The organism is Dickeya lacustris, from assembly GCF_029635795.1.
GTDB lineage: Bacteria > Pseudomonadota > Gammaproteobacteria > Enterobacterales > Enterobacteriaceae > Dickeya > Dickeya lacustris.
On the sequence record NZ_CP114280.1, the window covers coordinates 3,661,030 to 3,687,751 of the forward strand.

The window sequence follows — 26,722 nt, forward strand, 5'->3', positions numbered from 1 at the left end:
CTTATTCCTCATTATCTCGATGGTGTTCGTCGGCATCAGCAAAAAGAGAGGCTGGCTGAGTCAACTGGCGCAACAGGCGCTCGACGGGGGCGGCCAGCCCGACTGATGGCGGCTGCGCTAAGTTATACCAGAGACCGGCACCCTCATCCATGCAGGCGGCAGCGTCAGGTAGCGAGGCCCACATTGGTACAATATCAAGGTGAAAGTGGCTAAATGTATGACGAAATGCTATGCCCTGCCGTAGTTTTTCTGGTTTTATGCTGCGTTGATGTAGCCAGTCAGTCAATTTTTCTGATGTCTCAAACTGTGGAAAACAGTAGAGCCCGCCCCATAACCCCACGGCTGGCCGTTGTTCCAGCCAGACATGCTGCCCCTGCTGAATCAATAAGAAAAAGGCCTGCTTTTCAGGCAGTGTCTGCCTGGGCTTCTTGCCTGGGTACTGGCTCCAGCTCTGTTCGGCATAGGCCTGGCAACCATTGGCAAGCGGGCAGAGTTCGCATTTCGGGCGAGAGCGGGTACACACCATCGCGCCCAAATCCATCATCGCTTGATTAAATTTTTCGACGCCTTGAGCCGGCGTGACGGTTTCGCTCAGTGTCCAGAGTCGCTTTTCTACCTCTTTTTTTCCCGGCCATCCGGCGACGGCATAACAACGCGCCAGCACACGTTTGACGTTGCCATCAAGAATGGGGTGGTGCTGCCCGAGTGATAGCGACAGAATAGCACCGGCTGTTGAGCGGCCTACGCCGGGAAGGGACGCCACATCATCAAAGCGGGTAGGAAATTCGCCGCCGTGGTGTGACATAACGTTCTGGGCGGCTTTATGCAGATTACGGGCGCGGGCGTAATAACCCAGCCCGGTCCACAGATGCAGCACATCATCGAGCGGCGCGGCGGCAAGGTCAGCTACGGTTGGAAAGCGTGCCATAAAACGCTCGAAATAAGGTATCACGGTACTGACCTGCGTCTGTTGCAGCATCACTTCGGATAGCCAAACTTTATAGGGCGTTTTTTCGTGTTGCCAGGGCAGGGTTTTGCGGCCGTAGCGGTCATACCACTCCAGCACCTGGTGCGCGAACGGTTGCGCTTGCATCATAGCGGTGTTGTTATCCGGCAGGTAAAAATTTGATAGCGATTCCAGCACAGAGTGAATGTAGTGTAAACCGGAACTTTCCACCTGTGGCTACTTGCTAAACACCCGTATCCTTGGATAATGCGCGTTTTTAAAACCCACGAGGCTGACTGAACGCACTATGATCAATAACGTCATCTCCCCGGAATTTGATGAACACGGACGCCCGCTGCGCAAAATTCGCAGTTTTGTGCGTCGTCAGGGTCGCCTGACTAAAGGGCAGCAACAGGCGCTGGATAGTTTCTGGCCGAGTATGGGAGTGGAGTACCAACCTGATGCGCTGGATTTTACCGCGCTGTTTGGACGTCAAGCCCCTGTCGTATTGGAGATTGGTTTTGGCATGGGAGCCTCGCTGGTGACGATGGCGCAGCAGCACCCGGAGCAGAACTTTATCGGTATTGAGGTGCATCTGCCGGGCGTTGGCGCGTGCCTTGGCGCAGCTCAGGAAGCGGGGGTCAGTAATCTGCGCGTCATGTGCCATGATGCGGTGGAAGTGCTGGATAACATGATTCCAGATGGCTCGCTGGCAATGGTGCAGCTGTTTTTCCCCGATCCGTGGCACAAAGCGCGCCATAATAAGCGTCGTATTGTCCAGACGCCTTTTGTCGAGCAGGTACAGCGCAAACTGGCTATCGGCGGAGTGTTCCACATGGCGACAGATTGGGAGCCTTATGCGCAGCATATGCTTGATGTGATGCGTGCAGTTGAGGGGTATCACAATGTGTCAGCCACTGATGATTATGTGCCGCGTCCTGCATCGCGGCCATTAACCAAATTTGAAGCGCGCGGCCAGCGATTAGGGCATGGCGTATGGGATCTTATGTTTGAGAGGAAGCAATAATGGCTACAAATCGCAGTCGTCGTTTACGTAAAAAATTGCACATTGATGAGTTTCAGGAATTTGGTTTTGCCGTGAGCTGGCGCTTTGCGCCGCAGACGAATGTCGCCGATATCGATCGTCTGCTGGATGTGTTCGTCGATGAAGTCATTGAGCCGAACGGGTTGGCTTTTGAAGGCAGCGGTTACTTGCAATGGCAGGGATTGGTGTGTCTGCAAAAATTAGGTAATTGTACTGAGGCGCATCGCGAGCTGGTGAAAAACTGGCTGCAAGCGCATCAGCTGACAGACGTGACCGTCAGCGATCTGTTCGATATTTGGTGGGATCTCCCGGCGAATCTCGCTTAAAACATTCCGTTTCCCCGGCCTGATATCAGGCCGTTTTTTCAGGAGTTTTTATGGTGTTGCATCAACATAAAACGACATTACGTAACGTGTTTATCGCAACCCTGATGCTGTTGGCCGGACAGGCGCAGGCAGCGTATCAGTGCAACGTCAATCCGCAGGATGACATTACCATTACCCCACAAAGCGTGAGCTTAACCGGCGTAAGCGGCGATGTGCAGATTTCCCCCCAAGGCGATGTGCAGCGTGATGGCCGCGCGGTGTCGCTAACGGCGGCGCAGCGCCAGCAGGCGCAGGCTTATCAGGCGGAGTTGCGCCAGCAACTGCCGTGGATTGATGATGGCGCCCGGCAGCGTCTGGAGCGGGCAAGACAAGCCTTGGATAAGGTGATTGTGCAGCAGCTCGGCGCTGACAGCCATGTTCGCAGCCGTCTTACCTCACTTGATGAGCAGCTAAAGCAGCAAATGAATCGGATTATTGAACACCGTGCTGATGGGCTGGCGTTCCACCATCAGGCTATTCGTCAGGTGGAACAAGAGGGGCGGCAGCTTGTCGAGCGCGCGATGGGTGGCGTGCTGCAAGATAGCCTCAATGAAATGGGCAGCAAGCAAATAGGCAGCGGCGGCAACCCATTGCAAGCGATGATGGGAAATCTGGGTGGCTTGCAAAAAGCGATTCAGGCCGAATGGAATAATCAGGAATCTGATTTCCAGCGCTTTGGCCATGATGTTTGTAACCGCGTCACCGCGCTGGAAAATCAGCGTACCCAGTTATTGCAAGCCATCAAATCTTAGCGCTGACCGGCCACGACACAGCCAGGCTGGTGCAGCGTCTCTATCATATACCGTTTTAGCAATGAGTTAGCGCAGGCTTTACGGGCGTAAAGCCTGCAAGACGGGTTAAGGCGCGGGGATGGTGAAACGTCGATGAATAGCGTCCAGCTCTGCCAGTAACTCGTCGCCAAGCGTGACATTCAGGCTGTCCAGATTGGTTTGTAATTGAGCCAGTGTGGTTGCGCCCAACAGTGTACTGGCGACAAACGGCTGTTGACGCACGAACGCCAGCGCCATTTGTGCCGGGTCAAGCCCATGTTTTTGCGCCAGAGCGACATACTCGGCAATCGCTTGCTGAGTATGGGGGGCAGAATAGCGCACAAAGCGGCTAAATAATGTATTGCGGGCACCGGCAGGTTTCGCGCCGTGCAAATACTTGCCGGTTAGCGTACCAAACGCCAGCGGTGAGTAGGCCAGTAGCTCTACGCCTTCATGCTGACTGACTTCCGCCAACCCAACCTCAAAGCTACGGTTTAACAGGCTGTAGGGGTTTTGGATGGAGACAATGCGCGGTAAATCGTGTTTTTCCGCCAGTTGCAGGTAACGCATCACTCCCCACGGCGTTTCATTAGAAACCCCCACATAGCGAATTTTGCCCGCTCTGACCTGTTCGCTCAGGGCTTCCAGGGTTTCGAGCAGGGTGACGGCTGGTTTTTCGCTGGTGTATTGATAATTGAGTTTCCCAAAGCAGTTGGTCTGGCGCTGCGGCCAGTGCAACTGGTAGAGGTCGATATAATCGGTATTCAGGCGCTTTAAGCTCTCATCCAGCGCTGCGCGGATATTTTTGCGATCCAGCGCCTGCTGCGGGCGCAGGCTGTTGTCATTGGTGCGTACCGGGCCTGCTACTTTGCTTGCAATGATCAGTTTTTCTCGCCCGCCACGGCTTTTCAGCCAGGAGCCGATATAACTCTCTGTCAGTCCCTGAGTTTCTGAGCGCGGCGGCACCGGGTAAATTTCTGCGGTGTCAATCAGGTTTACCCCGCTGGCGACAGCAAGATCCAATTGAGCATGCGCATCCGCTTCGCTGTTCTGTTCACCGAAGGTCATGGTGCCAAGTGCCAGCGTACTGACTTCCAGACTGCTGTGGGGAATACGATGATAGTGCATTGCAGTTTCCTTTTTATTCTTCTGAATAAGGTAGGTGCCTGTGGCACCTCACTGGCGACTATAACCAAGCCGAGGCGAGGGGGGAAGCTTCTTTATACCGGAAAAATCAGGAGAAAAACGGTGAGAACGGTGCGGCCAGGTAAGGCGTTTCCCGTGAGGAGCGCAAAGCGTCACATGGCTTCAGCGCTCAATAACTTGAGAGACATCGTCATGACGAATCTGATGTGATGTGCCATCTTCATCAGTATAACTGAGCAGGCCGGTAGCCGGGTCGAGAGCCGGTTTTCCTTGTGCTAATAGCATCTGCCCTTCTTTGGTGGCGATGACATAGTGGCGGGTACAACCACTGAGCAGAAAGAGAGACATCAGCACGAAAGCCGAGATAAACCGGTGGTGCATACCAAATGTACCTGTTATTTAGCAAAAAAATTGAACGTCTTGTCAGTCTAGCAAAGCGTTATCAGATTGTGGTTAGGATTTAAGGTAAAAAAATTAAAAAGATAGTTAAAAAGAGAGAGGGAAATAGCGTGTTGGCGTTTTCCCTCTCATATTTTACTGATTTTAGACTGCTTATCCTGCGTGAATCACGGCTTTTTAGCCCGAATAAGATTGAGCGCTTCGACTGACATTGAGAAGAACATGGCGAAATAGATATACCCTTTCGGTACATGAATATCGACGCTTTCCAATATCAGTGTAAAGCCGACCAGAATCAGGAAAGCCAGCGCCAGCATTTTTACTGAAGGGTGCCTGTCAACAAATTCGCCAATCGTTCGCGCGGAAAACATCATGACTCCGACGGCAATCACCACCGCAGACATCATGATAAACAGGTGGTCAGACAGGCCGACGGCGGTAATTACCGAATCCAGACTAAAGATGATGTCTAGCAGCATAATCTGCACGATAGCGCCCAGAAAGGAGTGTACCTGTGTGGTGTTGGCTTCGCCGCCACCCTCAATGGTTTCATGAATCTCTTTGCTGGATTTCCAGATAAGAAACAAGCCACCAAGAAATAAGATGAGGTCACGGGCTGAAATCTCCTGGCCAAAAACGCTAAACAGCGGATTGGTCAGCTTGATAACCCAGGCGATAGACGCCAGCAACCCAAGACGCATGAGCATTGCACCCATTAATCCGATGCGGCGGGCTCTATTTTGTTGATGTTTGGGGAGTTTGGCGACGACCAGTGATAAAAAAATGATGTTATCAATACCCAGAACAATTTCCAGCAGGGTGAGCGTCGCCAGAGCCAGCCAGGCGTTAGGGTCTGCAATCCAATCGAACATTATCTCAGTGCATCCTTAAACGAATCGTAAATGAGTATTATCTCTGCCTCACGGTTACTCAGGCAAGCGGGATTTATGCTGTCAGAGAGGGACATGGGGGTGAGCGCGAGTTACAGCAAAAAATGGCGCGCTAATAATGGCGTCGTAAAGGTTTTCTTCAGATAAAAACCGCGAGGGAGAGTCATGATGGGCTGGCCGTGTTCCCCAATCGCTTCGGTTAAGATACGGCTGTTAGCGGCTTTGGGACGCAGTTGCAGCACTTCGCCGTGACGCGCGGTGATACTCTCCACTTTTCCCAGCACAATCAAATCCATCAACTCTTCCCAATCCTGGCGCAACAGCCTCTCTTCCTCTTCATTTGGACTCCACAGCAAAGGAGAACCGATATGGCGCTCGCCCAACGGGATGGAGCGCGACCCCTCAACGGGAATCCACAACACTCTGGCCAGTTTTCGACGTACATGACTGTTCTGCCAGATTACGCCGCTATTGCCGGTCAGGGGGGCGACACAGACAAACGTTGTTTCCAGCGGGCGTCCTTGTTCATCAATGGGGATAGTTTTGAGTTCTACGCCGAGCTCGGGAAAATCTTGCTCGGGCTTGCTGCCAGCGTTGGCGCCAAGAAAACGCTCCAGTAAGGTGCCAATCCAGCCTTTATCTCGCTTGAGGTTGGCGGGCAGCGGCAGCCGGGCAAACCGGGCTAGCTCGGCAAGTGAATAGCCCGCCAGTGCTTGTGCGCGTTGCATAAGCGCACGTTCGCTATCCGGTGGCTGCTGATGAAGTATTGGAGTCTGCATGACGCGCTCATCGGTTATTGAAGGTTTTGGTTAAAAAATAACCGCCAATATCGCCGAATTACCGTGAACGGTATACTGCGGCGATAAAAAACAATAATAGCATGATTCTGCTGTGATTTTTCCTATCATCGATGGCGTGAAGATCATGCCTTCAGGTTTTGTTCATGACAAGCCACCGACAATGAACAGGATTTTACACTATGTTATCCACAGATTTTTGGGATAACCGGGATAACCCACGATCACTGTTTTGATTTACAGCCTTGACGAGGGGCGTATTTACTGGTTCTGGCGGTTTTTTGTCTGCTTTTCGTCTGGGCGCTGTGGATAACGGCCCGGTCGCGCGATCTTTAGCCATTTTGAATGTTGCGCGCGATCACAGTTGGTGGATGAGACGAAAAAATGCCGTCAATGAGGTTTAATTAGTTGAAAGGAAATAGCTATTTTTTCTGATTTCTGACGAGCTAAATTAAGTTGAAACAGGTTTTACGCACTTTTTCATGATGTTCTTCACAAAGATGTCCACAGAAAAAGTGAATAAAATACCTTGTTCACTGGCGAGATGTTTATAACTTGGCAATCATCTGTGGGTTAACCGCGTTTTATCAGTCAAAGAAGGGAAAAAAGGGGCAATGAGACGCTTATCAGGATGGATGTGAAGCGGGAGTTTACCGTCTGTCAGGAGTGTGAAACAATCGGGTCATCTTTACATTCTTGTTTACTGAGGTAGTCCGGTGATCGACGATGATGGCTACCGCCCGAATGTTGGTATTGTCATTTGTAATCGGCAGGGCCAGGTATTGTGGGCTCGTCGCTACGGCCAGCACTCCTGGCAGTTTCCCCAGGGGGGAATAAACCCAGGAGAAAGCGCGGAACAGGCCATGTACCGTGAGCTGTTCGAGGAAGTGGGACTGCGGAAAAAGGACGTTCGTATTTTGGCTTCCACACGAAGCTGGTTGCGCTATAAATTGCCAAAACGTTTGGTGCGTTGGGATACAAAACCGGTGTGTATCGGCCAAAAGCAGAAATGGTTTCTGCTACAGTTAATGTGTAATGAGTCTGATATTAATATGCAAAGCAGCGGTACGCCGGAGTTTGATGGCTGGCGCTGGGTGAGCTATTGGTATCCGGTGCGTCAGGTTGTGTCGTTCAAACGTGATGTTTACCGAAAAGTGATGAAGGAATTTGCGGCTGCGGTTATTCAATTACAGGAAAATTCGGCTGTTAAAATCCCCTCTGGTGCCCGGCGAAAACGAGGATAATTCGATTTATCATGATGCTCACGCGACTGCGAGAAATTATCGAGAAAGTGGCTGCCGCAGCCCGGTTGAGTGATGCATTAGAAATTTTGGTAAATGAAACCTGTCAGGCGATGGACACCGAGGTCTGCTCCATTTATCTGGCGGATAATGACCGTCAATGCTACTACCTGATGGCGACGCGCGGGCTGAAAAAACCGCGCGGCCGCACCATTACTCTGGCCTTTGGCCAGGGGATCGTTGGTCTGGTTGGTGAGCGCGCCGAGCCCATCAATCTGGCTGATGCCCAAAGCCACCCCAGTTTTAAGTTTATTCCCGCCGTTCGTGAACAGCACTTTCGCTCGTTTCTGGGTGTACCGGTTATTCATCGGCGTCAATTGCTGGGTGTACTGGTGGTACAGCAGCGTGAACATCGCCAGTTTGATAAGAACGAAGAGTCATTTATGGTGACGCTGGCGACCCAAATGGCGGCTATTTTGTCTCAGTCACAAATGAAAGCGCTGTTTGGTCAATACCGGCAAACGCGAATTAAAGCAATGGTGGCCTCTTCCGGCGTGGCGATTGCACCGGGCTGGCAGGATCGCAGTCAACCATCGCTGGAGCTGGTGTTCCCGGCCTCAAGTCTTGATAGCGATCGTGAACGATCTCGCTTAGTGGTGGCGATGGAAGAAGCCGCCGCCGAATTTCGCCGTTTTAGCAAGCGCTTTAGCGCCAGTGCGCAAAAAGAGAGCGCCGCTATTTTTGATTTCTACTCTCATCTGCTTAACGATGCGCGCCTGAAACGCGATCTGTTTCAGGAAGTGGATACCGGTAGCGTAGCCGAATGGGCGGTAAAAGTGGTGATTGAGCGCTTTGCTGCCCAGTTCGCCAGCCTGCAAGATACTTACCTGCGTGATCGCTCCAGCGATTTACGGGCGCTTGGCCAGCGCTTGCTGTTTCATCTTGATGATAACGCGCAAAGTAACGGCCAGTGGCCGGAACGCTTTATTCTGGTTGCTGATGAACTAACGGCCACCTTGCTGGCCGAAGTGCCGCAGGAGCGGCTGGCAGGTGTCGTCGCCTATGACGGGGCTGCCAATTCTCATGCCGCCATTATGGTGCGAGCCATGGGGATCCCGACCCTGATGGATGCGGATATCCAGCCTGAGCTATTGCATCAGCGCTTGCTGGTGCTGGATGGATACCGGGGGGAGTTACTGGTTGACCCAGAACCGGTGCTGGTGCAGGAGTATCAGCGTCTGCTGAGTGAGGAAAACGAGCTGACCCGGCTGGCGGAAGACGATATGGAACGCCCGGCGGTGCTGAAAACCGGTGAGCGCATGGAAGTGATGCTCAATGCCGGTTTGAGTGCAGAGCATGAGAAACGCTTTATCAATCAAGTTGATGGAGTGGGTTTGTACCGTACGGAAATTCCTTTCATGCTGCAAAATGGCTTCCCTTCGGAAGAAGAGCAGATGATGCAGTACGAAGGGATGCTGCGTTTATACCCCTCGCGCCCAGTCATGTTGCGTACGCTGGATATCGGGGCGGATAAGCAGTTGCCTTATCTGCCTATCAGCGAAGAAAACCCGTGCCTTGGCTGGCGTGGCATTCGCGTCACGCTCGATCAACCGGAAATTTTTATGATTCAGGTGCGCGCGATGCTGCGCGCTAATGCGCATATTGGCAACCTTCGCATTCTGCTGCCGATGATAAACAGCCTTGATGAAATTGACGAAGCAAAAAGGCTGATTGAGCGGGCGCAGGCGGAAGTGTCTGAAACGCTAGGCTTTCCTGTTCCCAGGCCGCGTATTGGTATTATGCTTGAAGTGCCGTCGGTGCTGTTTTTGCTGTCGCATCTGTCATCACGCATTGATTTTGTTTCGGTCGGCACCAATGACCTGACGCAGTATCTATTGGCGGTTGATCGCAACAATCCCCACGTAGGCGCGCTTTACGACAGCCTGCATCCTGCGATGTTGCAAGCCTTACATCTGATTATTACCCGCTGTCAGGAATATCAATTGCCGGTGTCCGTGTGTGGGGAAATGGCCGGCGAGCCGATGGGCGCGTTGCTGTTAACCGGCCTTGGCTATCGAACGTTAAGTATGAACGGGCGTAGCGTTGCTCGCGTTAAATACCTGCTGCGGCGCGTTGGCGCTGATGAATCGCGCCAGCTGGCACAAAAAGTGCTTACGGCTCAAACCGCCAGCGAAGTCCGCCAGTGGGTGTCGATTTTTATTGAAGAACGCGGTTTGGGCGGTTTGATTCGCGGTGGGCGTTAATCTTTTACTTTCATCGCGTTATCCCATCTGTTAGGTGAGCTCTCCCGCGTTGTTTTGCACGTTATTTTGCACGGTCAGTTGTATGCCTGCCACGGTATGCCTGTCAGCCTAACGGCTGCTGTAATCATAATGTTTACAGTTCTTTTATCCCGTCGCCACCACCCGTGTTGACCAGCTATGCTATCATGCGCAACCGCGCGCGGCGGTCAGTGAACGCTGTCAGTGTAACGCTGTGTCGTGAAACGCAGTGTAATGAAAAGCGCTAAATCGCCCCCGATGTCAGGGATAAGGCGGCAATCAAAGCAATAATCAATGTGGTGATCGATGACGACAAGCTATCTGGTATTTCCCCAGTTTGATCCGGTGATATTTTCGATAGGGCCGGTATCCCTGCACTGGTACGGATTGATGTATTTGGTCGGGTTTGTGTTTGCCATGTGGCTGGCGGTGCGCCGGGCAGGGAAAGCCAATAGCGGCTGGCGCAAAGAAGAAGTGGAAAACCTGCTCTATTTCGGTTTTCTCGGTGTCTTTGTCGGTGGACGGCTCGGCTATGTGTTGTTCTATGCTTTCCCTAATTTTTTAGCCAACCCACTCTACCTGTTCCGGGTGTGGGATGGCGGTATGTCCTTCCACGGCGGCCTGCTTGGGGTCATCACCGTGATGCTGTGGTTTGCTCACCGGACTCGCCGCAATTTCTTCCAGGTCGCTGATTTTATGGCACCGCTTATCCCGTTTGGTCTCGGGGCCGGTCGTCTGGGTAACTTCATTAACGGTGAGTTATGGGGACGAGTGAGCACGGATACGCCTTGGGCGATGCTATTTCCTTCTTCGCGTGGTGAAGATATGGCGCTGGCGGCGGCAAACCCGCAGTGGCAGGCCATCTTTACTCAATACGGTGTACTGCCGCGCCATCCGTCACAGCTCTATGAGCTGGTGCTGGAAGGGATAGTGCTGTTTATTATTCTGAATGTGTTTATTCGTAAATCTCGCCCGATGGGCAGCGTCTCTGGTTTATTCCTGATAGGTTACGGCTCGTTTCGTATCATTGTTGAATTCTTCCGCCAGCCAGATGCTCAACTTGGCTTGTTTAGCGGAATCAGCATGGGGCAGATTTTGTCACTGCCGATGGTGCTGGCAGGGGTGTTGATGATGGTGTGGGCATACCGCCGTCAGCCAGCCCGCTCATGATTATCGATAGAAAATTAAGTAGATGAGGTGGTATGAAACAGTATCTTGATCTGATGCAAAAAGTGCTCGATGAGGGAACCCCCAAGGATGACCGCACCGGTACCGGAACATTATCTATTTTCGGGCATCAGATGCGTTTCAATCTGCGTGACGGTTTCCCGCTGGTGACAACCAAGCGCTGCCATTTACGCTCGATCATTCATGAGCTGTTATGGTTTTTGAACGGGGATACCAATATCGCCTACCTGCGCGAGAATAATGTCTCCATCTGGGATGAGTGGGCAGATGAAAACGGCTCTTTAGGCCCGGTTTACGGCAAACAGTGGCGTGCCTGGGGGGCTGCTGACGGACGCCAGATTGACCAGTTGCAAACCGTCCTGACGCAGCTAAAACAGGACCCGGATTCGCGCCGTATTATTGTTTCAGCCTGGAACGTCGGTGAGCTGGACAAAATGGCGTTGGCACCTTGCCATGCGTTTTTCCAGTTTTATGTCGCCGATGGCAAACTCTCCTGCCAACTGTATCAGCGCTCCTGCGATGTCTTTCTTGGCCTGCCGTTTAATATTGCCAGTTATGCGCTATTGGTACACATGCTGGCGCAGCAGTGCGATCTGGAGGTAGGGGATTTTGTCTGGACTGGTGGGGATACGCACCTTTATAACAATCATCTGGAACAGGCGCGCCTGCAACTCAGTCGTGAGCCTCGGCCGTTGCCGCGTTTGGTGATTAAACGTCGTCCGGCATCGCTGTTTGATTATCGCTTTGAGGATTTCGAGGTTGAAGGCTATGACCCGCATCCGGCGATTAAGGCCCCGGTCGCCATCTAACGCGTAACGTGCGGCCTGGGTACGCTTCGCGGCTGCCCGGCGGTTTCTTTGCTCGGCCCATGTTCGACATCAAACCCTGTCAGCAATGCTGGCAGGGTTTTTTTATCCCTCGATTTTTTCGATTTTCTGTGTGTCACTGCGCAAATTCTTTGTCGGTTTTCTTCAATGGCGCGATTGATTGCGTAACGCTGCGCAATCCGGTGCCAGGGCGCTGGTTATCGCCGCACCGCGTTTTAGAATGGCGGCCATGAACAATAACACACGACGACAGAATGGCTTTAGCCTGCCGGAACTGATGCTGGTGCTCACGGTGATAGCCCTACTCACTGGATCAGGGCTATACCATTGGCAGGCTTATCGTCAACTGTTGCAATTAGAGCAGCAGGCCCGGCAGCTTCTTGGCGTATTAACCGGGATACAGGCGCAGGCTAACTGGCGTAATCAAACGTTGTCTTTGTGGATAAAGTCCTCAGCGCAGGCATGGTGTCTGGTGTCAACGGAGTCATCAACAGACTGTGATAATCCGGCAAGCGTGGTGTATTACCGTCTACATCAAGACGTAGCGTTGCAGGAGAGCACAAGTCCGCGCGTGGTGTTTTATGGCGTGCGTAATGCTGCGCAATCCGGCCATTTAACGTTGCGTAACCCGGCGGGGAAGGTACGTTTGGTGATATCGGGGCGAGGTCGCTTACGTCTTTGCAGCGAAGCCTTTTCTGTACAGGGAATACCACTATGCTAAATCACGTCCGGCGGGTAGCTGCGGTTGGATTTACATTACCGGAAATGATGTTGGCAATGGCGGTTGGCAGCATGGTGATGCTATCCGTTGCTCAAATACTGCCGTTACTGCGCGCACGTATTCAGGACAACGCGAACCAATTACGCCTGGAACAGATGTTTAATCAGGCGATGTTTGGCATCGAAAAAGACATTCGGCGCGCAGGCTTTTGCAACGGGCGTTGTCAGGGGCGCGCATTGACGCTGCAACTCGATGGCGACGGGCAGGTTAGCTGCCTGAGTCTGGCATATGATGTGAACCGTAATGGCCGGTGGGAAAACCACAGCGAGCAAGAGCCGGAATTTTTCAGTTATCGCTTGCGTGAGAAGGTTCTGGAAGTGCAAACGGGAGGGCCGAACTGTCAGGGAAACCGCTGGGAAAAATTACTCGATCCGGCAGAAGTGGTTATCACGCAATTTCGTGTTCTGCCGTTGTCATCAGGCGTGCTACCGCGCTATCGGCTTGTGCTGGAAGGGTATTGGGTGGGGAGGCCTGGAAAACAGTGGCGAGCGCAGAGCCTGGTGGTGGGGAGAAATCATGCCAGATAGTCATATTCATCAACGACGCCCTGGCCATCTCATGGCGATAAACATCACCGGGGCAAAGTCATCTTTTGCGGCGCATCCAGAGCAAGGCAGTATTCTGGCGGTCGTCATGCTGGCGATGACCATCGGATTACTGCTGTTATCTGGCCTGCAACGCCAGTTAGATAGCCAACTGAAGTATGGTGTGGAAGAACAGCGTTTTTGGCAATCATTTAATCTGGCCCTGTCATCACTCAATTGGGGGATGAGCCTGCGTTGGCAGCCGGGCGAAAATCAGCAGTGCCAGACGCTGGCTGCGTTAACGCTATATGCTTGCCTGTCTGTACCGGATGCATCACTTGCTGAAGAGAATCCTCGCCGAGGCGATGAGGCGCCGCGTATTGGCGTGTTACGTGGCGAAGGCCGACTGGACGGGCGTGACGAGCCGCTTGTTGTGTATCATCGGGTGACTATCCTGGTGGATCACACCGTCCTACAGATTCAGCCACTGGCAGGCGGTTGGCTGGATATCTGCCCTGTGCCGGAGGCATCAATCTGTGTACCATCGCGCTAAACACCTGTCATGGCATACCTCTGGTGCAGCAGGCTTTAGCCTGCCGGAAACGCTGGTTGCAGCGCTGGTTTTTTCGGTGTTGCTGACCGGATTGCTGCAATATCATCAGGTGTTAGTAAAATCACTGGTGTTTCAGGTACAGCAACGTCAGGCATGGCGACTCGCACATCAGTATCTTGAGGCCGAGAATATGCCTGATAACCCGCAGATAGTTGCCCTGCAACCAGGCTGGCATCTTAAGCGAATTGAACAAAACCACCCGCCTGTGTGTCGAAGCGTGACGGTGACAATTGAAACCCCCTATCGCTATCGGGCTCTGCTGACGCGTTGGTTTTGCCATGAGCAACCCGCAACGGGCTAACGGGCATAACACATGACGTAGTGGGGCGGTGGTCACGGTGTTGCCTGAGGCGTGCTCGAATATCACAAGCGGGCGTAGGGCGTGAGTAGTGGCAGAGGCTATTTGGTAACAATTGACGTTTTTGGGAGATAGGAATGCGGAAGGTATGTGGTTGGTTAAGCGCAGTGCTGCTTTTTTTCTGGTTCCCGCTAAGTTATGCGGCTGATGGCTGGCAACCACTTCCCCAGACAATTCGCAAGAGTGAAAAAGATACCCGGCAGTATCAGGCCATTCGTCTTGATAATGCGATGACGGTGTTGCTGATATCTGATGAGCAAGCCGCCCACTCGCTGGCGGCATTGGCATTGCCTGTCGGCTCTCTCGATAATCCGCCTCAGCAGCCGGGCCTGGCTCACTACCTTGAGCATATGTTGCTGATGGGATCGCAACGTTATCCGCAGGCTGATGGGTTGGCTGAGTTTTTAAAAATGCATGGCGGTAGCCATAATGCCAGCACCGCCTCTTACCGCACGGCATTTTATCTGGAAGTGGAAAATGATGCGTTGCCTATGGCCGTTGACCGGCTGGCGGATGCGATTGCGGCACCGTTACTTGACCCGGTGAATGCAGACAGAGAACGTCACGCGGTGAATGCCGAACTGACTATGGCCCGCGCACGCGATGGGTTACGCATGGAGCAGGTGGAAGCCGAAACCATTAACCCTGATCATCCCGGCGCTCGCTTTGCCGGGGGGAATCTGGAAACCCTCAGCGACAAGCCAGGCAGTAAATTGCACGATGAACTGGTGCGTTTTTACCAGCGTTATTACTCCGCTAATTTAATGAAAGGGGTCATTTACGGTAAGGCATCATTACCTGAGTTGGCCACTATTGCGGCATCGACATTTGGGCGTATCGCCAATCATGAAGCCAGCGTACCGCCTATTACTGCGCCAGTGGTGACAGAGGAGCAACGTGGCGTACTGATTCATTACGTTCCGGCACAGCCACGTAAACAACTGAAGATAGAGTTCAGAATTGCTAACGATAATCAGGCGTTTCGCAGTAAAACGGATACCTATATTAGCTATCTGTTAGGCAATCGTAGCCCCAATACTTTGTCTGACTGGCTGCAACGCCAGGGGTTAGCGGAATCGATACGCGCCAGCTCTGATCCCATGTCCGAGCGCGACAGCGGGGTATTCAACATCAGCGTTGATTTGACCGACAAAGGGCTGGCGCAACAGGATGATGTGATTGCCGCTGTGTTTCACTATCTTGAAAAAATCCGTCAAGAGGGGATTCAGCAGGGGTATTTTGATGAAATATCCCGGGTGTTGGGCATTGATTTTCGCTATCCCTCAATGAGAAGGGATATGGACTATGTGGAGTGGCTGGCTGATAGTCTGTTGCGTTTACCGGTGGAATATATCCTTGAAGGGCCCTATGTTGCCGACCGATTCGACCCGGCGGCAATTCACCATCGGTTGGCGGCCATGACGCCACAGAATGCACGCCTCTGGCTGATAAGCCCGGAGCAACCGCATAACAGAAAAGCCTATTTTGTCGATGCGCCTTATCAGGTGGACAAAATCGATGATGCGCGTTTTAGCCGCTGGCAAAACATAGCAGCGTCCATGACGTTAGATTTGCCGGTACTGAACCCCTATATTCCTGATGATTTCTCGCTGATTACAGCGGATGCGGCACTGACTCATCCGAAAAAAATCGTTGATGAGGCGGGGTTGCGCGTTTTTTACATGCCGAGCCGCTATTTTGCCAGTGAACCTAAAGCGAACATCACCCTGATGCTGCGTAACCGTATCGCCAGTGATTCGCCCCGTCATCAGGTGCTGTTTGCGCTCAATGATTATCTGGCGGGGGTCGCGTTAGATGCGCTGAGTTATCAGGCATCGGTCGGGGGAATCAGTTTCTCTACCGGCAGCAATGATGGTCTGGTGATGACAGCGAGTGGTTATACTCAGCATTTACCCGCGCTACTGACGTCGCTGGTACAACAGTACGCCAGCTTTAATCCGACCCAGGAGCAACTGGAGCAGGCGAAATCGTGGTATGCCGAGCAGCTTGAGGCGGCCGATAAAGCAAAAGCCTATGAGCAGGCGATGTTCCCGCTGCGAGGGTTGTCCGTGGTGCCGTATAGTGAGCGCAGCGAGCGCCGTAAGCAGCTTCAGGATATTACTGTGCAGGAGTTAGTTGCATACCGTAATGCTTTGCTCCAGCAGGCGACGCCGGAAATGTTAGTGGTCGGGAATGTGGCGCAAGCTGATGTTGTCAGCCTGGCGCAGCGTTTGCGTGAGCAACTCGGATGTGGCGGTACGCAATGGTGGCATGGCGAATCGGTGACGGTTGGTAAACCACAGCGCGCGTTGCTTGAGCAGCGGGTGGCTGGCACAGACTCGGCGCTGGCGGCGGTATATATTCCTTCCGGGTACAGCGAAATTCAGAGCGCGGCTTACAGTAAATTGCTCGGCCAAATTATTCACCCCTGGTTCTATACCCAATTGCGCACTGATGAACAACTCGGTTACGCCGTGTTTGCCACGCCTGTTGCTCTTGATAAGCAATGGGGCATCGGTTTTCTGTTGCAAAGTAATAGCCAACAACCGGCGTATCTTTATCAGCGTTATCAGGACTTTTTTGCTAAAGCGCAACAACGCCTTGAAGCGATGAGTGAGTCTGATTTCACGCAAAATAAACAAGGGTTAATCAATACATTAAGCCACCCGCCACAGACGCTGGATGAGGAGGCGGCACGGCTGCGCGGGGATGTAGATAGGGAAAATAGCGATTTTGATACAAGACAGCAACTGATAGGCCAGATTGCGGCGACCTCTGCGCCAGAACTGCTGAATTTTTTCCGTCAGGCTTTGCAGCCGCAGGGACTAGCGTTGTTATCGCAGATTTCGGGCCATGCGCAGGAAAATGCAGACTATGCCAGACCTGCAGAGTGGCAAACATACCCGTCAACCTCTGCGTTACAGCAGGCGTTGACGTTGACGAGCCGCCCGACAACCGGTTCACATTAATCACTGTATGATGCTGACGTTGCGCATGGTATGACAATATCCCCATGCGCAACACCAATGTCAGATCAGAGTGCGAGACAAGCGCGTGGCGTGAGCCACGCGAGCCAGGATAAAAATTACAGGTCTGCGACCAGAATTTTGGAGCGGCGCTGGTAGTTGTACAGCTCTTGCTTGCGCTTTGGCAGCATTTCCACTTCGACGGGTTTAAAACCGCGCTCCTGAAACCAGTGAATACTGTGGGTGGTGAGCACGAACAACCGTTTTAATCCTTGCAGGCGGGCCTGGTAGGAGACATGGTGAAGCAACTGATCGCCGCGTGAGGAGTTACGATATTCCGGGTGGACGGCAACACAGGCCATTTCGCCAATGCTCTCCTCCGGGAAGGGGTAGAGCGCGGCGCAGGCAATGGTCAGGTTGTCTCGCACCACCACGGTGAATTTATCGATTTCCATTTCCAGCTGTTCACGTGAGCGGCGTACCAAAATACCTTGTTGCTCAAGCGGGCGGATGAGTTCCAGAATACCGCCGATGTCATTAATGGTGGCACGGCGTATCTGCTCGGCGCTTTCCATGACGATTTGTGTGCCAATACCATCGCGGGAGAATAATTCTTGCAGTAATGCACCGTCTTCCTGATAGCTAATCAGGTGACTACGGCGCACGCCGCTGCGACAGGCTTTTACTGCACCACGCAGAAAACGCACGATTTCAGAGTTATAGTCGCCGGTTTCCTCCAGCGCCAGCAGGCGCTGCTGGGCTTCGTCAGGCAGTAATTCTGAGACAATCGTACCTTGTGCGTTCGTCACCCCTTGTGAAGCGCAAAAGCCAATCATTTTCTCGGCTTTGAGTTTGATGGCCAACTGCGTTGCCACTTCTTCCGACGTGAGGTTAAAGCTCTCTCCCGTCACGGAAACCGCCACCGGGCCAAGCAATACGATTGCACCGCTGTCAAGCTGGCGTTGTAGCGCGTCTTCATCAATACGGCGGATACGACCGCTGTGGCAGTAGTCCACGCCATCATCGACGCCAAGCGGCTGGGCGATAATAAAATTACCGCTGACCACATTAATGTGCGCGCCTTGCAGCGGTGTATTCAGCAGACTCATGGATAGGCGTGCGGTAATATCCAGTTGCAGCATGCCTGCTGCCTGTTTTACCAGTTCAAGCGTGGTGCTATCCGTAACACGGGTATGCTTGTGGTAACGGGGCTCGTAGTGATGTGCCATCAGGTTGGCATCAATTTGCGGCCTGGCACCATAAACCACCACCAATTTGATGCCCAGGCTATGCAGTAACCCGATATCATTGACGATGTTGGCAAAATTCTCGTGCTCGATCGCTTCGCCGCCAAGCATGATGACAAAAGTTTTACCGCGATGTGCGTTGATGTAAGGAACTGAGTGGCGGAAGCCTTGAACCAGTTCTGTACTACGTTCCTTCACTGCGAGCCCTCTTTGCATTTTTATTCGATATTTTCGTATTTTTATTCTTAACAAACCAAAAGGCAAGCGATAACTTTGCACGCTGCCGCGAAGATGGATTTGTCTGTTTCCTTATAGTAAAGCGCCTGACGATGATTTTTGCATGACAGCTTTGGCCGGATTGGTTAAAGTTTTTTCCGTTTTATTTAATCTGCCTGATTTTATTAGCCCTTAGCGGAGTGTCATGTCTTATCCAACGCCTCAACTGAGTCGTCGCCAGTTATTACAGGGGGCGGCCGCGACCTGGTTACTGAGTATCAGTGGCATCGGGCTGGCGGCCTCATCACAGGTTATCGCTGTGCGAGTGTGGCCCTCTTCTGCTTATACCCGTATTACGCTTGAGTCAAACACGCCGTTACATTACCGCCAGTTTGCGCTGGATAATCCGCCGCGTTTAGTGGTGGACATAGAGAATGTGGCGCTTAACAGCGCACTCAAAAGCGCAAGCCGTCAGTTTGAGCGTAGCGATCCTTTTATTAAAGCCGCGCGCGTCGGGCAGTTTGATCAAAAAACGGTACGGCTGGTATTGGAGTTGCGCCAACGCGTTGAACCGAAACTGTTTACGCTCACCCCTGTCGCTGGGTTTCGTCACCGGCTGGTGATGGATCTCTACCCGGCGTCAGGACGTTACGATAATGCCGAAGACCCATTATTGGCGTTGCTGGAAGATTACAACAAAGGCGAACTTGAACGTACTTTACCTGCGGAAACCCCCAAAGCCGGTCGCGCAGGGCGCGAACGGCCACTGGTTATCATGCTTGACCCCGGGCATGGTGGTGAAGACCCCGGTGCGATAGGTAAAAACCGTACCCGGGAAAAAGATGTGGTGTTACAAATCGCCCGTCGTCTGAAGGCGCTTATTGAGCGTGAGCCCAATATGAAAGCCTATATGACCCGCAATGAGGATGTGTTTATTCCGCTCAATGTGCGGGTTGCCAAAGCGCGTAAGCAGAGCGCCGATCTGTTTGTATCTATCCATGCGGATGCGTTTAGCGATCGCGCTGCACGCGGTTCTTCCGTTTTTGCCTTATCGAAAAAAGGGGCGACCAGCTCGGCGGCGCGTTATCTGGCGCAAACTCAAAATGAGTCTGATTTAATTGGCGGCGTGAGTCTCAGCGGCGATCGGTATCTCGACAGTACCATGTTTGATATGGTGCAAACGGTGACTATCAATGACAGCCTGAAATTTGGCAATGAAATCCTGCATCGTTTGGGTAAGGTCAATCGGTTACATAAAAACCGTGTCGATCAGGCGGGTTTTGCCGTACTCAAAGCACCGGATATCCCGTCTGTGTTAGTGGAAACGGCGTTTATTAGTAATCTGGAAGAGGAGCGCAAATTGCGTACCTCGCAGTTTCAGCAGCAGTTGGCGCAATCGATTCTGGAAGGGATTAAAGCCTATTTCGCCGCTCAAACGCGCTGAGTCCGGTGATGTGATGACAGCCAAAAATGCGTGGGGAGGGGGATTTCAGACGTAAAAAAACACCCATCAGGGTGTTCTCTTGATTGCGAGAGTTTGGTTGCGGGGGCCGGATTTGAACCGACGACCTTCGGGTTATGAGCCCGACGAGCTACCAGGCTGCTCCACCCCGCGTCCGTCTCTCTTTTCTTGATGCTTAACTTTCTGTGATGCTTAAGCATCAATTGGTTGCGGGGGCCGGATTTGAACCGACGACCTTCGGGTTATGAGCCCGACGAGCTACCAGGCTGCTCCACCCCGCGTCCGTGGATGCGCACTATACTCCGCGTTCATTTTGATGCAACTCCTTTTTGCAAATAGTTGTCGTTTTTACCGTTATGCGGCTTAAAAATCACCCGATTGGTGGTTTTTAGCACTGATATGTGCGGTTTTACGTTGATGCGTTTTATTCTCCAGGCCTGTTTGCTATCGTTTCGCGTCATGAATGTGAGGTTATCCGACGGCTGTTGGTCGGTGATGCGGTTATATCGTCAGTAAAAGAGAGCGCGCAAAAAATGAAAGGATGGTGGGGGAAATATGTGCTGGCCGGTGTGGTTATCGCGATATTAGCCGGTTGTCAGTCTCGGCCCGGCGATCGCGGTCAGCAATACAAGGATGGCCGTCTTGATCAACCCTTTGAGTGGGTCAATACGCCGAATGCCAGCGGTTCACCGGCAAATGGCGGCGATTTTATGCAGCAGGTCGGCCAGATTCAATCAGCCTCACCGGGGCTTTATTCCCGTAATAGCGCGGTGTTCCAGTCGATAGCGAGCTGGTTGCAATCGGGGGGGGATACCCGTCAATTGTCGCAATTCGGTTTGAATGCCTGGCAAATGGAGGGGGTCGATAATTTTGGTAATGTGCAGTTTACCGGTTATTACACCCCGGTGGTGCAGGCGCGCCATACGCCTCAGGGCGAGTTCCGCTTTCCGCTTTATGCCATGCCTTCTGCGGGGAAAAATCGCCGTTTACCTGATAGAGCCTCCATTTACGCCGGTGCCCTCAGCAACCAGTTTGCCATTGCCTGGACAAATTCGCTGATGGATAACTTTATGATGGAAGTGCAAGGCAGCGGTTATGTCGATTTTGGCGATGGCAGCCCGCTGACCTTTTTTGGTTATGCGGGCAAGAACGGCCATGCCTATCGCAGTATTGGTAAAGTGCTGATTGACCGAGGCGAAGTAGCGAAAGAGGCGATGTCGATGCAGGCCATTCGCCAGTGGGCGGAGCAACATAGCCAAGCCGCTGTGCGTGAGTTATTGGAGCAAAACCCATCGTTTGTGTTTTTCAAACCGATGGCGTCGATGCCGGTTAAAGGGGCCAGCGCCGTTCCGCTGGTGGCGCGTGCTTCAGTCGCTTCCGATCGCAGTTTGATTCCACCGGGCACCACATTGCTGGCTGAAGTCCCGTTGTTGGATAATCAGGGAAAATTCACCGGCAAGTACGAGATGCGCCTGATGGTGGCACTGGATGTCGGCGGTGCAATTAAAGGCCAGCATTTTGATATTTATCAGGGTATCGGCACTGAGGCGGGCCATGCCGCTGGCTATTACAACCATTATGGCCGGGTATGGGTGTTGAAAAGCCAGCCTGCATCCGGTGCGCCGCTGTTAAGTTCAGTCAACCGCAAATCAGATGGGTTGTTGGTGAGTAACCCGAATTAGGCCGCCCAGGTGCCTTGCCTGCATTAAACGCCAGCAAGGCACCGTGCGTTAGCGCAGGGATTTGCGCATTGGGATGCAGGCCAGCGAGAAGCCACGCGGGGAATGGTGAAGGCTTGGCTCATCACCGCAAAAACCCAGTGAGTGATAAAACGCCGCTGCATTCAGGCTGGCTTCCAGTTGTAGTTCCTGCAACCCGGCAGAACGGGCTTTACCTTCCAGATACTGCATCATGGCGCGGCCTACGCCCTGGCCCATGACATCCGGTTCGACAAAAATCGCGTCAATCATGCCGTTATCAAGGTTTATCATGCCGGTTGCGATGATACGCTGGGCGTGTTCCGCCAGATAAAAATGCGCTGTTACCGCATTTTCGAACGATTGACTGATTGGGCCGCTAACCCAGCGTTGCAGTAAATCCGGCGGATAGTGCTCCGCACAGCCTTGTGTAATCGCGCGATTGCGTAGAGCGAATACGGCAGGCGCATCGGAGCGCATGGCTTTACGGAAGGCCACGGTCAACGGAGGCGGGTTTTGTGCCGGTGTGGCTGGTTTTGCAGGTTTTTCGGCAGCGAACGCCAGCACATTCTCGAAGGCAGTGCGGAAATAAAGCTCGTAGCTGTTTTGTTCCACGTAGCCGATATGCGGTGTCGCCAAGACATTTGGCAGCCTGAGCAGCGGCTCGCTGTCTCTGCTGGCCGGTTCATGGCAAAACACATCCAGCGCCGCTTGTCGGTGCGGGTGAGTCGATAAACTCTGCCAAAGCGCGTCTGGCTCCACCAGCTCGGCGCGGCTGATGTTGACAAACAGGGCGTCCGGCTTCATCAGCGCCAGATCGGTATGCGTCACACTGTGACGGGTCGTGTCATTGAGGCGTAAATGCAGTGACAGCACATCCGCGCGGGCGAAAAACGCCGCTTTGCTGGCTGCCGCCTCATACCCCAGTGCCTGTGCTTGCGCTCGCGACGCCTCGCTGCCCCATATCAATACCTGCATGCCAAATGCCGCGCCGTAGCGCGCTATCCGCTGGCCAATATTGCCAAAGCCCCAGATACCCAGCGTTAATCCCTCCAGCGTACGGCCTAAGGTCGGGCGTCCGCTTTGTTGCCAGCCGCGTTCAGCCTCGAACTCAGTTTGAGGGCATTGTAGCCTGTGATGGTACTGCGGCAGGTGGCGCGATGCCGCCATAATCAATGCCCAGCAAAGCTCGGCAGGGGCGACTGGCGAGCCCCGCCCCTCGGCGAGGGTAATGCCCCGTCGCTCACAGGCGGCCACGTCGATATGCTGACTGCGTTTCCCGGTCTGGCTGATGAGCGTGAGGTGAGGCAGTCTGGCAAGCAGGGTGTCGGTAATGCGAGTACGCTCGCGAATCAGTACCAGCGCATCAACGTCTTGCAACCTGGCGGCTAACTGCTCTTCATCGGTGAATGTTTGCGTCAGTACAGTGACCTTGTGCTCTTTTAGCAGGGAAAAACAGTCGAGATGCCGCACAGCATCCTGATAATCATCCAGTATGGCGATGTGCATACGGTTATTCCTTGTAATCGTGTTGGCCGAGGGTAATGCAGGGAATGTGCTCTTGTTATCTCTGTTCTTGTTATACCGGCTGTTGCGCGGGGCGACGCATCATGAACTCCCGTTCATCTTCAGCGGTGATGTTAAAACCAAGGTGCTGATACAAAAAACGCGCCGGGTTATTTTTCAAAACACTTAACACGACCGGCTGACATTCGGCTGAGGCTTTGGCAATCAGCGACGCAATCAGTAACTGCCCGATGCCCCGGTTTTGAAAATCAGGGTGAATTTGAAGCTGTATTAAGTACCAGTGCTGCGCTTCTGGCACAAAGGCATATTTAAAGAGTCCGGCGGGTTGGCCCTCAAGTTGCACGATATGGGCGTGCTCAAAGGCGTAAAGCACACGTTGCATCAGGCTGTCATCATCGGTTGGCGCACCGATATCAGCAAGATATCCGGCCATAGTGCGTTGGCGTAATTGCAGTAAATATGGGATGTCAGATGGCGTTGCCGGAATCAGATCAAGTTGCATACGGCCTCCGGGTGAGGGGCTGGGTAACAGAAATATCAGCATGAAAACGGGGTCGTTGAAAACAAAAAAACCGCCGTACCGCGCTATCTCATATCGGATAGCGCTGCGCAAACTGGCCTGAGTGGGGTATTATCGCAGCCGTTTTTGTGAAGCGAAGGTGAGTCATGAGTACGCAATTATCCGAGGGGTATTTACAGCGTTTTAGCGGTACGGCGCGTTTATATGGGCAGCGGGCGTTATCGCTTTTTGCCGGGGCGCATGTGTGCGTGATTGGCATTGGCGGTGTCGGCTCGTGGGCGGCAGAAGCGCTGGCGCGCACCGGTATTGGCGCAATTACGTTGATAGATATGGATGATGTGTGCGTCAGTAATACCAATCGTCAGATTCACGCCCTGCGCCAGCATACCGGGCAGTTGAAAACCGAGGTGATGGCCGAGCGTATTTTGGCTATCAATCCAGAGTGCCGGGTGAACTGTGTGGATGATTTTATCAGTGCCGATAACGTGGCTGAATTACTCCAGCACAACTTCAGTTATGTGATTGATGCCATTGACAGTGTGCGCCCGAAGGCTGCATTACTGGCCTGGTGCCGCCGCCATAAAATTCCGGTTGTAACCACCGGTGGCGCAGGCGGGCAAATTGATCCTACCCGCATTGAAGTCGCTGATTTGGCGAAAACGATTCAAGATCCGCTTGCCGCCAAACTGCGTGAGCGCCTCAAGCAGGATTTTAACATCGTTAAAAATAGCAAAGGCAAACTCGGTATTGACTGTGTGTTTTCCAGCGAGCCGCTAATGTACCCGCAGCCAGACGGCACGGTATGCGCATCGCGCAGTAGTGCCGATGGCGTGAAACGCATGGATTGTTCGGCTGGCTTTGGCGCTGCCACCATGGTGACGGCGACCTTCGGGTTTGTCGCGGTATCTCATGCGCTTAAAAAAATGATGGCGCGCGATGCCCGGTTAGCCGCGCAGCATCAGTCTTCCTGATGGGCGATGGCTCGCACCCGTTCGGCGAGGGCATGGAGACCACCGGCACGCGAGGCGCTCAGTTCTTCACGCAGCCCCAACGCGTCAAACAGCGCCAGCGGGTCTTGCTGGCGCAGCGCCTGCGCGCGCTGCCCTTCCACAGCCGTGAGCAGAATAGCCAGCAGGCCGCGCACAATGCGCCCGTCGCTGTCGCCGTAGAAATGCAGCGTGCCGTCTTCCCTGCGCTGATAACCGAGCCAAACGCGGTTTTCACAGCCTGACAACGCAATAGCCGGGGCGCGCAGCGTTTCAGGCAAGGTTGGGAGCGATTTGGCCAGCAGAATCAATTGGCGGTAGCGCTCTTCCCAACTGCGGCAGGCGGCAAAGCGCGTCAATAGCATGGCGGCGGGAATGTCGGTGCCAAACGGGTGATGGGTTGTTTCAGTCGTCATGATTCAATCTGCCAGTAATTCCAGAGCGTGATGGAGAGCCTGGATAAAGTGTGCGACATCCTGCCATTGATTATAAGGCGCAAAAGAGGCGCGCAACGTTCCTTCAACGCCCAGCGCACTCATCAAGGGTTGCGCGCAGTGGTGCCCGGCGCGTATTGCGACGCCTGATTGCGCTAACAACGTCGCTAAGTCGTGATGATGTATCCCGTCAACGGTGAAGGACAGCAGGCTTGAGCCGTTCGCGCGAAAACTGCGAAATCCGGCAACAGTGCTTAACTGTTGCTCTGCGTGTTCGGCCAGCATGACGCTATGCTTGTCTGCGCCGTGCCGGTCTTGCTGGCACCACCAGTCGATGGCCGCAGCCAGCCCTAATACGCCAGCAATGTGCGGTGTGCCTGCCTCAAAACGCTGTGGAATCGCCTGTGGGGTAAAACCGTCAAATGACACCTGGCTCATCATTTTGCCGCCGCCAAGCCAGGGCGGCATGCTCTCGAGCCATTCCGTCTTGCCATACAGTACGCCAATACCCGTCGGGCCAAACAGCTTGTGACCGGAAAACGCGTAAAAATCGATATCCAGTGCGCTGACATCCACCGGGCAGTGAACAACGCCCTGGGCACCGTCAACCACCACGACGGCCCCCGCCTGATGCGCGAGGGCGACGGCGCGCTGTAAATCCGGCATTGCCCCCGTAACGTTAGACATCTGGCTGATGGCCAACAGGCGGGTACGTGGCGTAAGCAGTGCGGGCAGCGCCTCAAGCGATGGCTGATAGTCGTGACCCATCGGGAGTTTGACCACGCGTGCTCCGGTTTGCTGCGCGACCATTAACCACGGAATCAGGTTGGCGTGATGCTCGGTTTCGCTGACCACAATCTCGTCACCGGGTTGCAGACGGGGTCTGGCATAGCATTGCGCCACCAGATTGATAGACTCCGTGGTGCCTCTGGTCCAGATAACGCTGCGTGCCTGTGGTGCGCCGATAAAATGAGCGACCGTTTCTCGTGCGTGTTCAAAGGCATCGGTTAACCGCCTGGCGGATGGATGCTGGCTGCGATGAACATTTCCGGTTTCGGCGCTATAGCAGTGCTCTACAGCACGAATGACCGCGTTCGGTTTCAAGGCGGTGGCGGCGCTATCAAGATAGACATTGCCGCTATCTAACGCTGGAAATTGCTGGCGAAAAGGCTCGGGGTTAAACGGTTTCATGGTGTTCCTCTGCGAAGAGGCTGATCCTGTCCCATTTTCTTATTGGATACAAGTTTTGTGCAGGGCTGAACATAGTGTAACGACTGAATATAGTGTAACGGCGCGATCGGAAAAAAGCGTCTGGTTCAGGAGTAAACACGAATGCGTGGCAATGAAAACGGCGGCTGTCGCGAGAGGGGGGCTTGGGTAAAAATATTTATTGGGCAAAAAAAAGCACCGCAAACTGCGGTGCTATGCAAAAATCACTTAGACAGACAGGGTAAATGTACAGGAAATGAAAGGTAGCTTGGCTACCAAGCGTCTG

The 26,722-nt window shown here is 53.2% G+C and carries 25 protein-coding genes and 2 tRNA genes; 15 read left to right on the plus strand and 12 right to left on the minus strand.

Going from position 1 to position 26,722, the window contains the following annotated elements:
• Window position 1 precedes the first annotated feature (1 nt).
• The gene (mutY, locus tag O1Q98_RS16545) at window positions 2–1,096 is read right to left on the minus strand and encodes an A/G-specific adenine glycosylase (RefSeq protein WP_125258632.1); all 1,095 of its coding nucleotides are present in this window, start codon (window positions 1,094–1,096) and stop codon (window positions 2–4) included.
• A gap of 157 nt (window positions 1,097–1,253) precedes the next feature.
• Here mutY and trmB point away from each other — a divergent pair, with 157 nt between their 5' ends.
• The 3 genes from trmB to O1Q98_RS16560 are packed head-to-tail and all read left to right on the plus strand — an operon-like array spanning window position 1,254 to window position 3,108.
• Entirely contained in the window at window positions 1,254–1,973 is a 720-nt protein-coding gene (trmB, locus tag O1Q98_RS16550) for a tRNA (guanosine(46)-N7)-methyltransferase TrmB (RefSeq protein WP_125258580.1), read from the plus strand.
• Complete coding sequence (locus tag O1Q98_RS16555; RefSeq protein WP_125258581.1) at window positions 1,973–2,317, plus strand: YggL family protein; 345 nt, start codon at window positions 1,973–1,975, stop codon at window positions 2,315–2,317. The genes trmB and O1Q98_RS16555 overlap by 1 nt, the downstream gene beginning before the upstream one ends.
• 50 nt (window positions 2,318–2,367) lie before the next feature.
• Window positions 2,368–3,108 (plus strand): YggN family protein, encoded by a 741-nt coding sequence (locus O1Q98_RS16560; protein WP_125258582.1) that lies wholly within the window; start codon window positions 2,368–2,370, stop codon window positions 3,106–3,108.
• 105 nt (window positions 3,109–3,213) lie between these two features.
• On the opposite strand, the gene O1Q98_RS16565 is transcribed toward O1Q98_RS16560, so the two are convergent.
• The 4 genes from O1Q98_RS16565 to mutH form a co-directional block, all read right to left on the minus strand.
• Window positions 3,214–4,254: an NADP(H)-dependent aldo-keto reductase gene (locus O1Q98_RS16565; protein ID WP_125258583.1), complete on the minus strand. Its 1,041-nt coding sequence runs from the start codon at window positions 4,252–4,254 to the stop codon at window positions 3,214–3,216.
• A gap of 180 nt (window positions 4,255–4,434) precedes the next feature.
• Window positions 4,435–4,653, minus strand: coding sequence for a YgdI/YgdR family lipoprotein (locus O1Q98_RS16570; protein ID WP_125258584.1), 219 nt, complete (start codon window positions 4,651–4,653; stop codon window positions 4,435–4,437).
• A gap of 185 nt (window positions 4,654–4,838) precedes the next feature.
• A complete protein-coding gene (locus tag O1Q98_RS16575; RefSeq protein ID WP_125258585.1) occupies window positions 4,839–5,543 on the minus strand; it encodes a TerC family protein in 705 nt (234 codons plus the stop codon).
• 110 nt (window positions 5,544–5,653) lie between these two features.
• The gene (gene mutH, locus O1Q98_RS16580) at window positions 5,654–6,340 is read right to left on the minus strand and encodes a DNA mismatch repair endonuclease MutH (RefSeq protein WP_125258586.1); all 687 of its coding nucleotides are present in this window, start codon (window positions 6,338–6,340) and stop codon (window positions 5,654–5,656) included.
• A gap of 734 nt (window positions 6,341–7,074) precedes the next feature.
• On the opposite strand from mutH, the gene rppH reads away from it, so the two are divergent.
• The 9 genes from rppH to ptrA all read left to right on the plus strand — a co-directional run bounded on the left by rppH (window position 7,075) and on the right by ptrA (window position 17,141).
• A complete protein-coding gene (gene rppH, locus O1Q98_RS16585; protein ID WP_125258587.1) occupies window positions 7,075–7,602 on the plus strand; it encodes an RNA pyrophosphohydrolase in 528 nt (175 codons plus the stop codon).
• A gap of 14 nt (window positions 7,603–7,616) precedes the next feature.
• A complete protein-coding gene (gene ptsP / locus O1Q98_RS16590) occupies window positions 7,617–9,863 on the plus strand; it encodes a phosphoenolpyruvate--protein phosphotransferase (RefSeq protein ID WP_125258633.1) in 2,247 nt (748 codons plus the stop codon).
• A 324-nt stretch (window positions 9,864–10,187) separates the two neighbouring features.
• Window positions 10,188–11,051 (plus strand): prolipoprotein diacylglyceryl transferase, encoded by an 864-nt coding sequence (gene lgt / locus O1Q98_RS16595; RefSeq protein WP_125258588.1) that lies wholly within the window; start codon window positions 10,188–10,190, stop codon window positions 11,049–11,051.
• Between the two features lie 32 nt (window positions 11,052–11,083).
• A complete protein-coding gene (gene thyA / locus O1Q98_RS16600) occupies window positions 11,084–11,878 on the plus strand; it encodes a thymidylate synthase (RefSeq protein WP_125258589.1) in 795 nt (264 codons plus the stop codon).
• 178 nt (window positions 11,879–12,056) lie between these two features.
• Entirely contained in the window at window positions 12,057–12,617 is a 561-nt protein-coding gene (locus O1Q98_RS16605) for a prepilin peptidase-dependent protein (RefSeq protein ID WP_240632728.1), read from the plus strand.
• The gene (locus tag O1Q98_RS16610; RefSeq protein WP_125258590.1) at window positions 12,611–13,204 is read left to right on the plus strand and encodes a prepilin peptidase-dependent protein; all 594 of its coding nucleotides are present in this window, start codon (window positions 12,611–12,613) and stop codon (window positions 13,202–13,204) included. The genes O1Q98_RS16605 and O1Q98_RS16610 overlap by 7 nt, the downstream gene beginning before the upstream one ends.
• On the plus strand, window positions 13,194–13,754 hold the full coding sequence (locus O1Q98_RS16615; protein WP_240632729.1) for a YgdB family protein: 561 nt from the start codon (window positions 13,194–13,196) through the stop codon (window positions 13,752–13,754). Before O1Q98_RS16610 ends, O1Q98_RS16615 begins: the two co-directional genes overlap by 11 nt.
• Window positions 13,738–14,115, plus strand: coding sequence for a prepilin-type N-terminal cleavage/methylation domain-containing protein (locus tag O1Q98_RS16620; RefSeq protein ID WP_240632730.1), 378 nt, complete (start codon window positions 13,738–13,740; stop codon window positions 14,113–14,115). The genes O1Q98_RS16615 and O1Q98_RS16620 overlap by 17 nt, the downstream gene beginning before the upstream one ends.
• A 134-nt stretch (window positions 14,116–14,249) precedes the next feature.
• Window positions 14,250–17,141, plus strand: a complete 2,892-nt coding sequence (ptrA, locus tag O1Q98_RS16625) for a pitrilysin (RefSeq protein ID WP_125258591.1) — start codon at window positions 14,250–14,252, stop codon at window positions 17,139–17,141.
• A 116-nt stretch (window positions 17,142–17,257) separates the two neighbouring features.
• Here the strand turns inward: ptrA and argA are convergent, their stop codons facing one another.
• The gene (argA, locus tag O1Q98_RS16630; RefSeq protein ID WP_164512965.1) at window positions 17,258–18,601 is read right to left on the minus strand and encodes an amino-acid N-acetyltransferase; all 1,344 of its coding nucleotides are present in this window, start codon (window positions 18,599–18,601) and stop codon (window positions 17,258–17,260) included.
• Window positions 18,602–18,806: 205 nt separating this feature from the next.
• On the opposite strand from argA, the gene amiC reads away from it, so the two are divergent.
• Window positions 18,807–20,045, plus strand: coding sequence for an N-acetylmuramoyl-L-alanine amidase AmiC (amiC, locus tag O1Q98_RS16635; RefSeq protein WP_125258593.1), 1,239 nt, complete (start codon window positions 18,807–18,809; stop codon window positions 20,043–20,045).
• Window positions 20,046–20,139: 94 nt separating this feature from the next.
• Here the strand turns inward: amiC and O1Q98_RS16640 are convergent.
• Window positions 20,140–20,216 (minus strand) — tRNA-Met (locus tag O1Q98_RS16640).
• A 51-nt stretch (window positions 20,217–20,267) separates the two neighbouring features.
• A tRNA-Met gene (locus O1Q98_RS16645) sits at window positions 20,268–20,344 on the minus strand.
• Window positions 20,345–20,596: 252 nt separating this feature from the next.
• Between O1Q98_RS16645 and mltA the strand changes: the two genes are divergently transcribed.
• Window positions 20,597–21,745, plus strand: coding sequence for a murein transglycosylase A (gene mltA, locus O1Q98_RS16650; RefSeq protein WP_125258594.1), 1,149 nt, complete (start codon window positions 20,597–20,599; stop codon window positions 21,743–21,745).
• 48 nt (window positions 21,746–21,793) lie between these two features.
• On the opposite strand, the gene O1Q98_RS16655 is transcribed toward mltA, so the two are convergent.
• On the minus strand, window positions 21,794–23,269 hold the full coding sequence (locus O1Q98_RS16655; protein WP_125258595.1) for a GNAT family N-acetyltransferase: 1,476 nt from the start codon (window positions 23,267–23,269) through the stop codon (window positions 21,794–21,796).
• Window positions 23,270–23,339: 70 nt separating this feature from the next.
• A complete protein-coding gene (locus O1Q98_RS16660; protein ID WP_125258596.1) occupies window positions 23,340–23,789 on the minus strand; it encodes a GNAT family N-acetyltransferase in 450 nt (149 codons plus the stop codon).
• A gap of 164 nt (window positions 23,790–23,953) precedes the next feature.
• Between O1Q98_RS16660 and tcdA the strand changes: the two genes are divergently transcribed.
• Complete coding sequence (gene tcdA, locus O1Q98_RS16665) at window positions 23,954–24,778, plus strand: tRNA cyclic N6-threonylcarbamoyladenosine(37) synthase TcdA (protein WP_125258597.1); 825 nt, start codon at window positions 23,954–23,956, stop codon at window positions 24,776–24,778.
• On the opposite strand, the gene csdE is transcribed toward tcdA, so the two are convergent.
• Together csdE and csdA are read right to left on the minus strand one after the other, a co-directional pair.
• Window positions 24,766–25,209, minus strand: a complete 444-nt coding sequence (gene csdE / locus O1Q98_RS16670; protein ID WP_125258598.1) for a cysteine desulfurase sulfur acceptor subunit CsdE — start codon at window positions 25,207–25,209, stop codon at window positions 24,766–24,768. The genes tcdA and csdE overlap by 13 nt on opposite strands.
• Window positions 25,210–25,212: 3 nt before the next feature.
• Window positions 25,213–26,418 carry a cysteine desulfurase CsdA gene (gene csdA / locus O1Q98_RS16675; protein ID WP_125258599.1) on the minus strand — a complete coding sequence of 402 codons (1,206 nt, stop codon included), beginning with the start codon at window positions 26,416–26,418 and terminating at the stop codon, window positions 25,213–25,215.
• Window positions 26,419–26,722 lie beyond the last annotated feature (304 nt).

Excerpts from the sequence above, each read along its gene's own strand:
- lgt (WP_125258588.1), top strand. The coding sequence starts at position 10,188 with ATGACGACAAGCTATCTGGTATTTCCCCAGTTTGATCCGGTGATATTT.
- mutY (WP_125258632.1), bottom strand. The coding sequence starts at position 1,096 with ATGATGCAAGCGCAACCGTTCGCGCACCAGGTGCTGGAGTGGTATGAC.
- argA (WP_164512965.1), bottom strand. The coding sequence starts at position 18,601 with ATGCAAAGAGGGCTCGCAGTGAAGGAACGTAGTACAGAACTGGTTCAA.
- O1Q98_RS16555 (WP_125258581.1), top strand. The coding sequence starts at position 1,973 with ATGGCTACAAATCGCAGTCGTCGTTTACGTAAAAAATTGCACATTGAT.
- O1Q98_RS16575 (WP_125258585.1), bottom strand. The coding sequence starts at position 5,543 with ATGTTCGATTGGATTGCAGACCCTAACGCCTGGCTGGCTCTGGCGACG.
- O1Q98_RS16660 (WP_125258596.1), bottom strand. The coding sequence starts at position 23,789 with ATGCAACTTGATCTGATTCCGGCAACGCCATCTGACATCCCATATTTA.
- mutH (WP_125258586.1), bottom strand. The coding sequence starts at position 6,340 with ATGCAGACTCCAATACTTCATCAGCAGCCACCGGATAGCGAACGTGCG.
- tcdA (WP_125258597.1), top strand. The coding sequence starts at position 23,954 with ATGAGTACGCAATTATCCGAGGGGTATTTACAGCGTTTTAGCGGTACG.
- O1Q98_RS16610 (WP_125258590.1), top strand. The coding sequence starts at position 12,611 with ATGCTAAATCACGTCCGGCGGGTAGCTGCGGTTGGATTTACATTACCG.
- amiC (WP_125258593.1), top strand. The coding sequence starts at position 18,807 with ATGTCTTATCCAACGCCTCAACTGAGTCGTCGCCAGTTATTACAGGGG.
- thyA (WP_125258589.1), top strand. The coding sequence starts at position 11,084 with ATGAAACAGTATCTTGATCTGATGCAAAAAGTGCTCGATGAGGGAACC.
- mltA (WP_125258594.1), top strand. The coding sequence starts at position 20,597 with ATGAAAGGATGGTGGGGGAAATATGTGCTGGCCGGTGTGGTTATCGCG.
- csdE (WP_125258598.1), bottom strand. The coding sequence starts at position 25,209 with ATGACGACTGAAACAACCCATCACCCGTTTGGCACCGACATTCCCGCC.
- ptsP (WP_125258633.1), top strand. The coding sequence starts at position 7,617 with ATGCTCACGCGACTGCGAGAAATTATCGAGAAAGTGGCTGCCGCAGCC.
- O1Q98_RS16655 (WP_125258595.1), bottom strand. The coding sequence starts at position 23,269 with ATGCACATCGCCATACTGGATGATTATCAGGATGCTGTGCGGCATCTC.
- trmB (WP_125258580.1), top strand. The coding sequence starts at position 1,254 with ATGATCAATAACGTCATCTCCCCGGAATTTGATGAACACGGACGCCCG.
- csdA (WP_125258599.1), bottom strand. The coding sequence starts at position 26,418 with ATGAAACCGTTTAACCCCGAGCCTTTTCGCCAGCAATTTCCAGCGTTA.
- O1Q98_RS16565 (WP_125258583.1), bottom strand. The coding sequence starts at position 4,254 with ATGCACTATCATCGTATTCCCCACAGCAGTCTGGAAGTCAGTACGCTG.
- O1Q98_RS16560 (WP_125258582.1), top strand. The coding sequence starts at position 2,368 with ATGGTGTTGCATCAACATAAAACGACATTACGTAACGTGTTTATCGCA.
- O1Q98_RS16615 (WP_240632729.1), top strand. The coding sequence starts at position 13,194 with ATGCCAGATAGTCATATTCATCAACGACGCCCTGGCCATCTCATGGCG.
- O1Q98_RS16570 (WP_125258584.1), bottom strand. The coding sequence starts at position 4,653 with ATGCACCACCGGTTTATCTCGGCTTTCGTGCTGATGTCTCTCTTTCTG.
- ptrA (WP_125258591.1), top strand. The coding sequence starts at position 14,250 with ATGCGGAAGGTATGTGGTTGGTTAAGCGCAGTGCTGCTTTTTTTCTGG.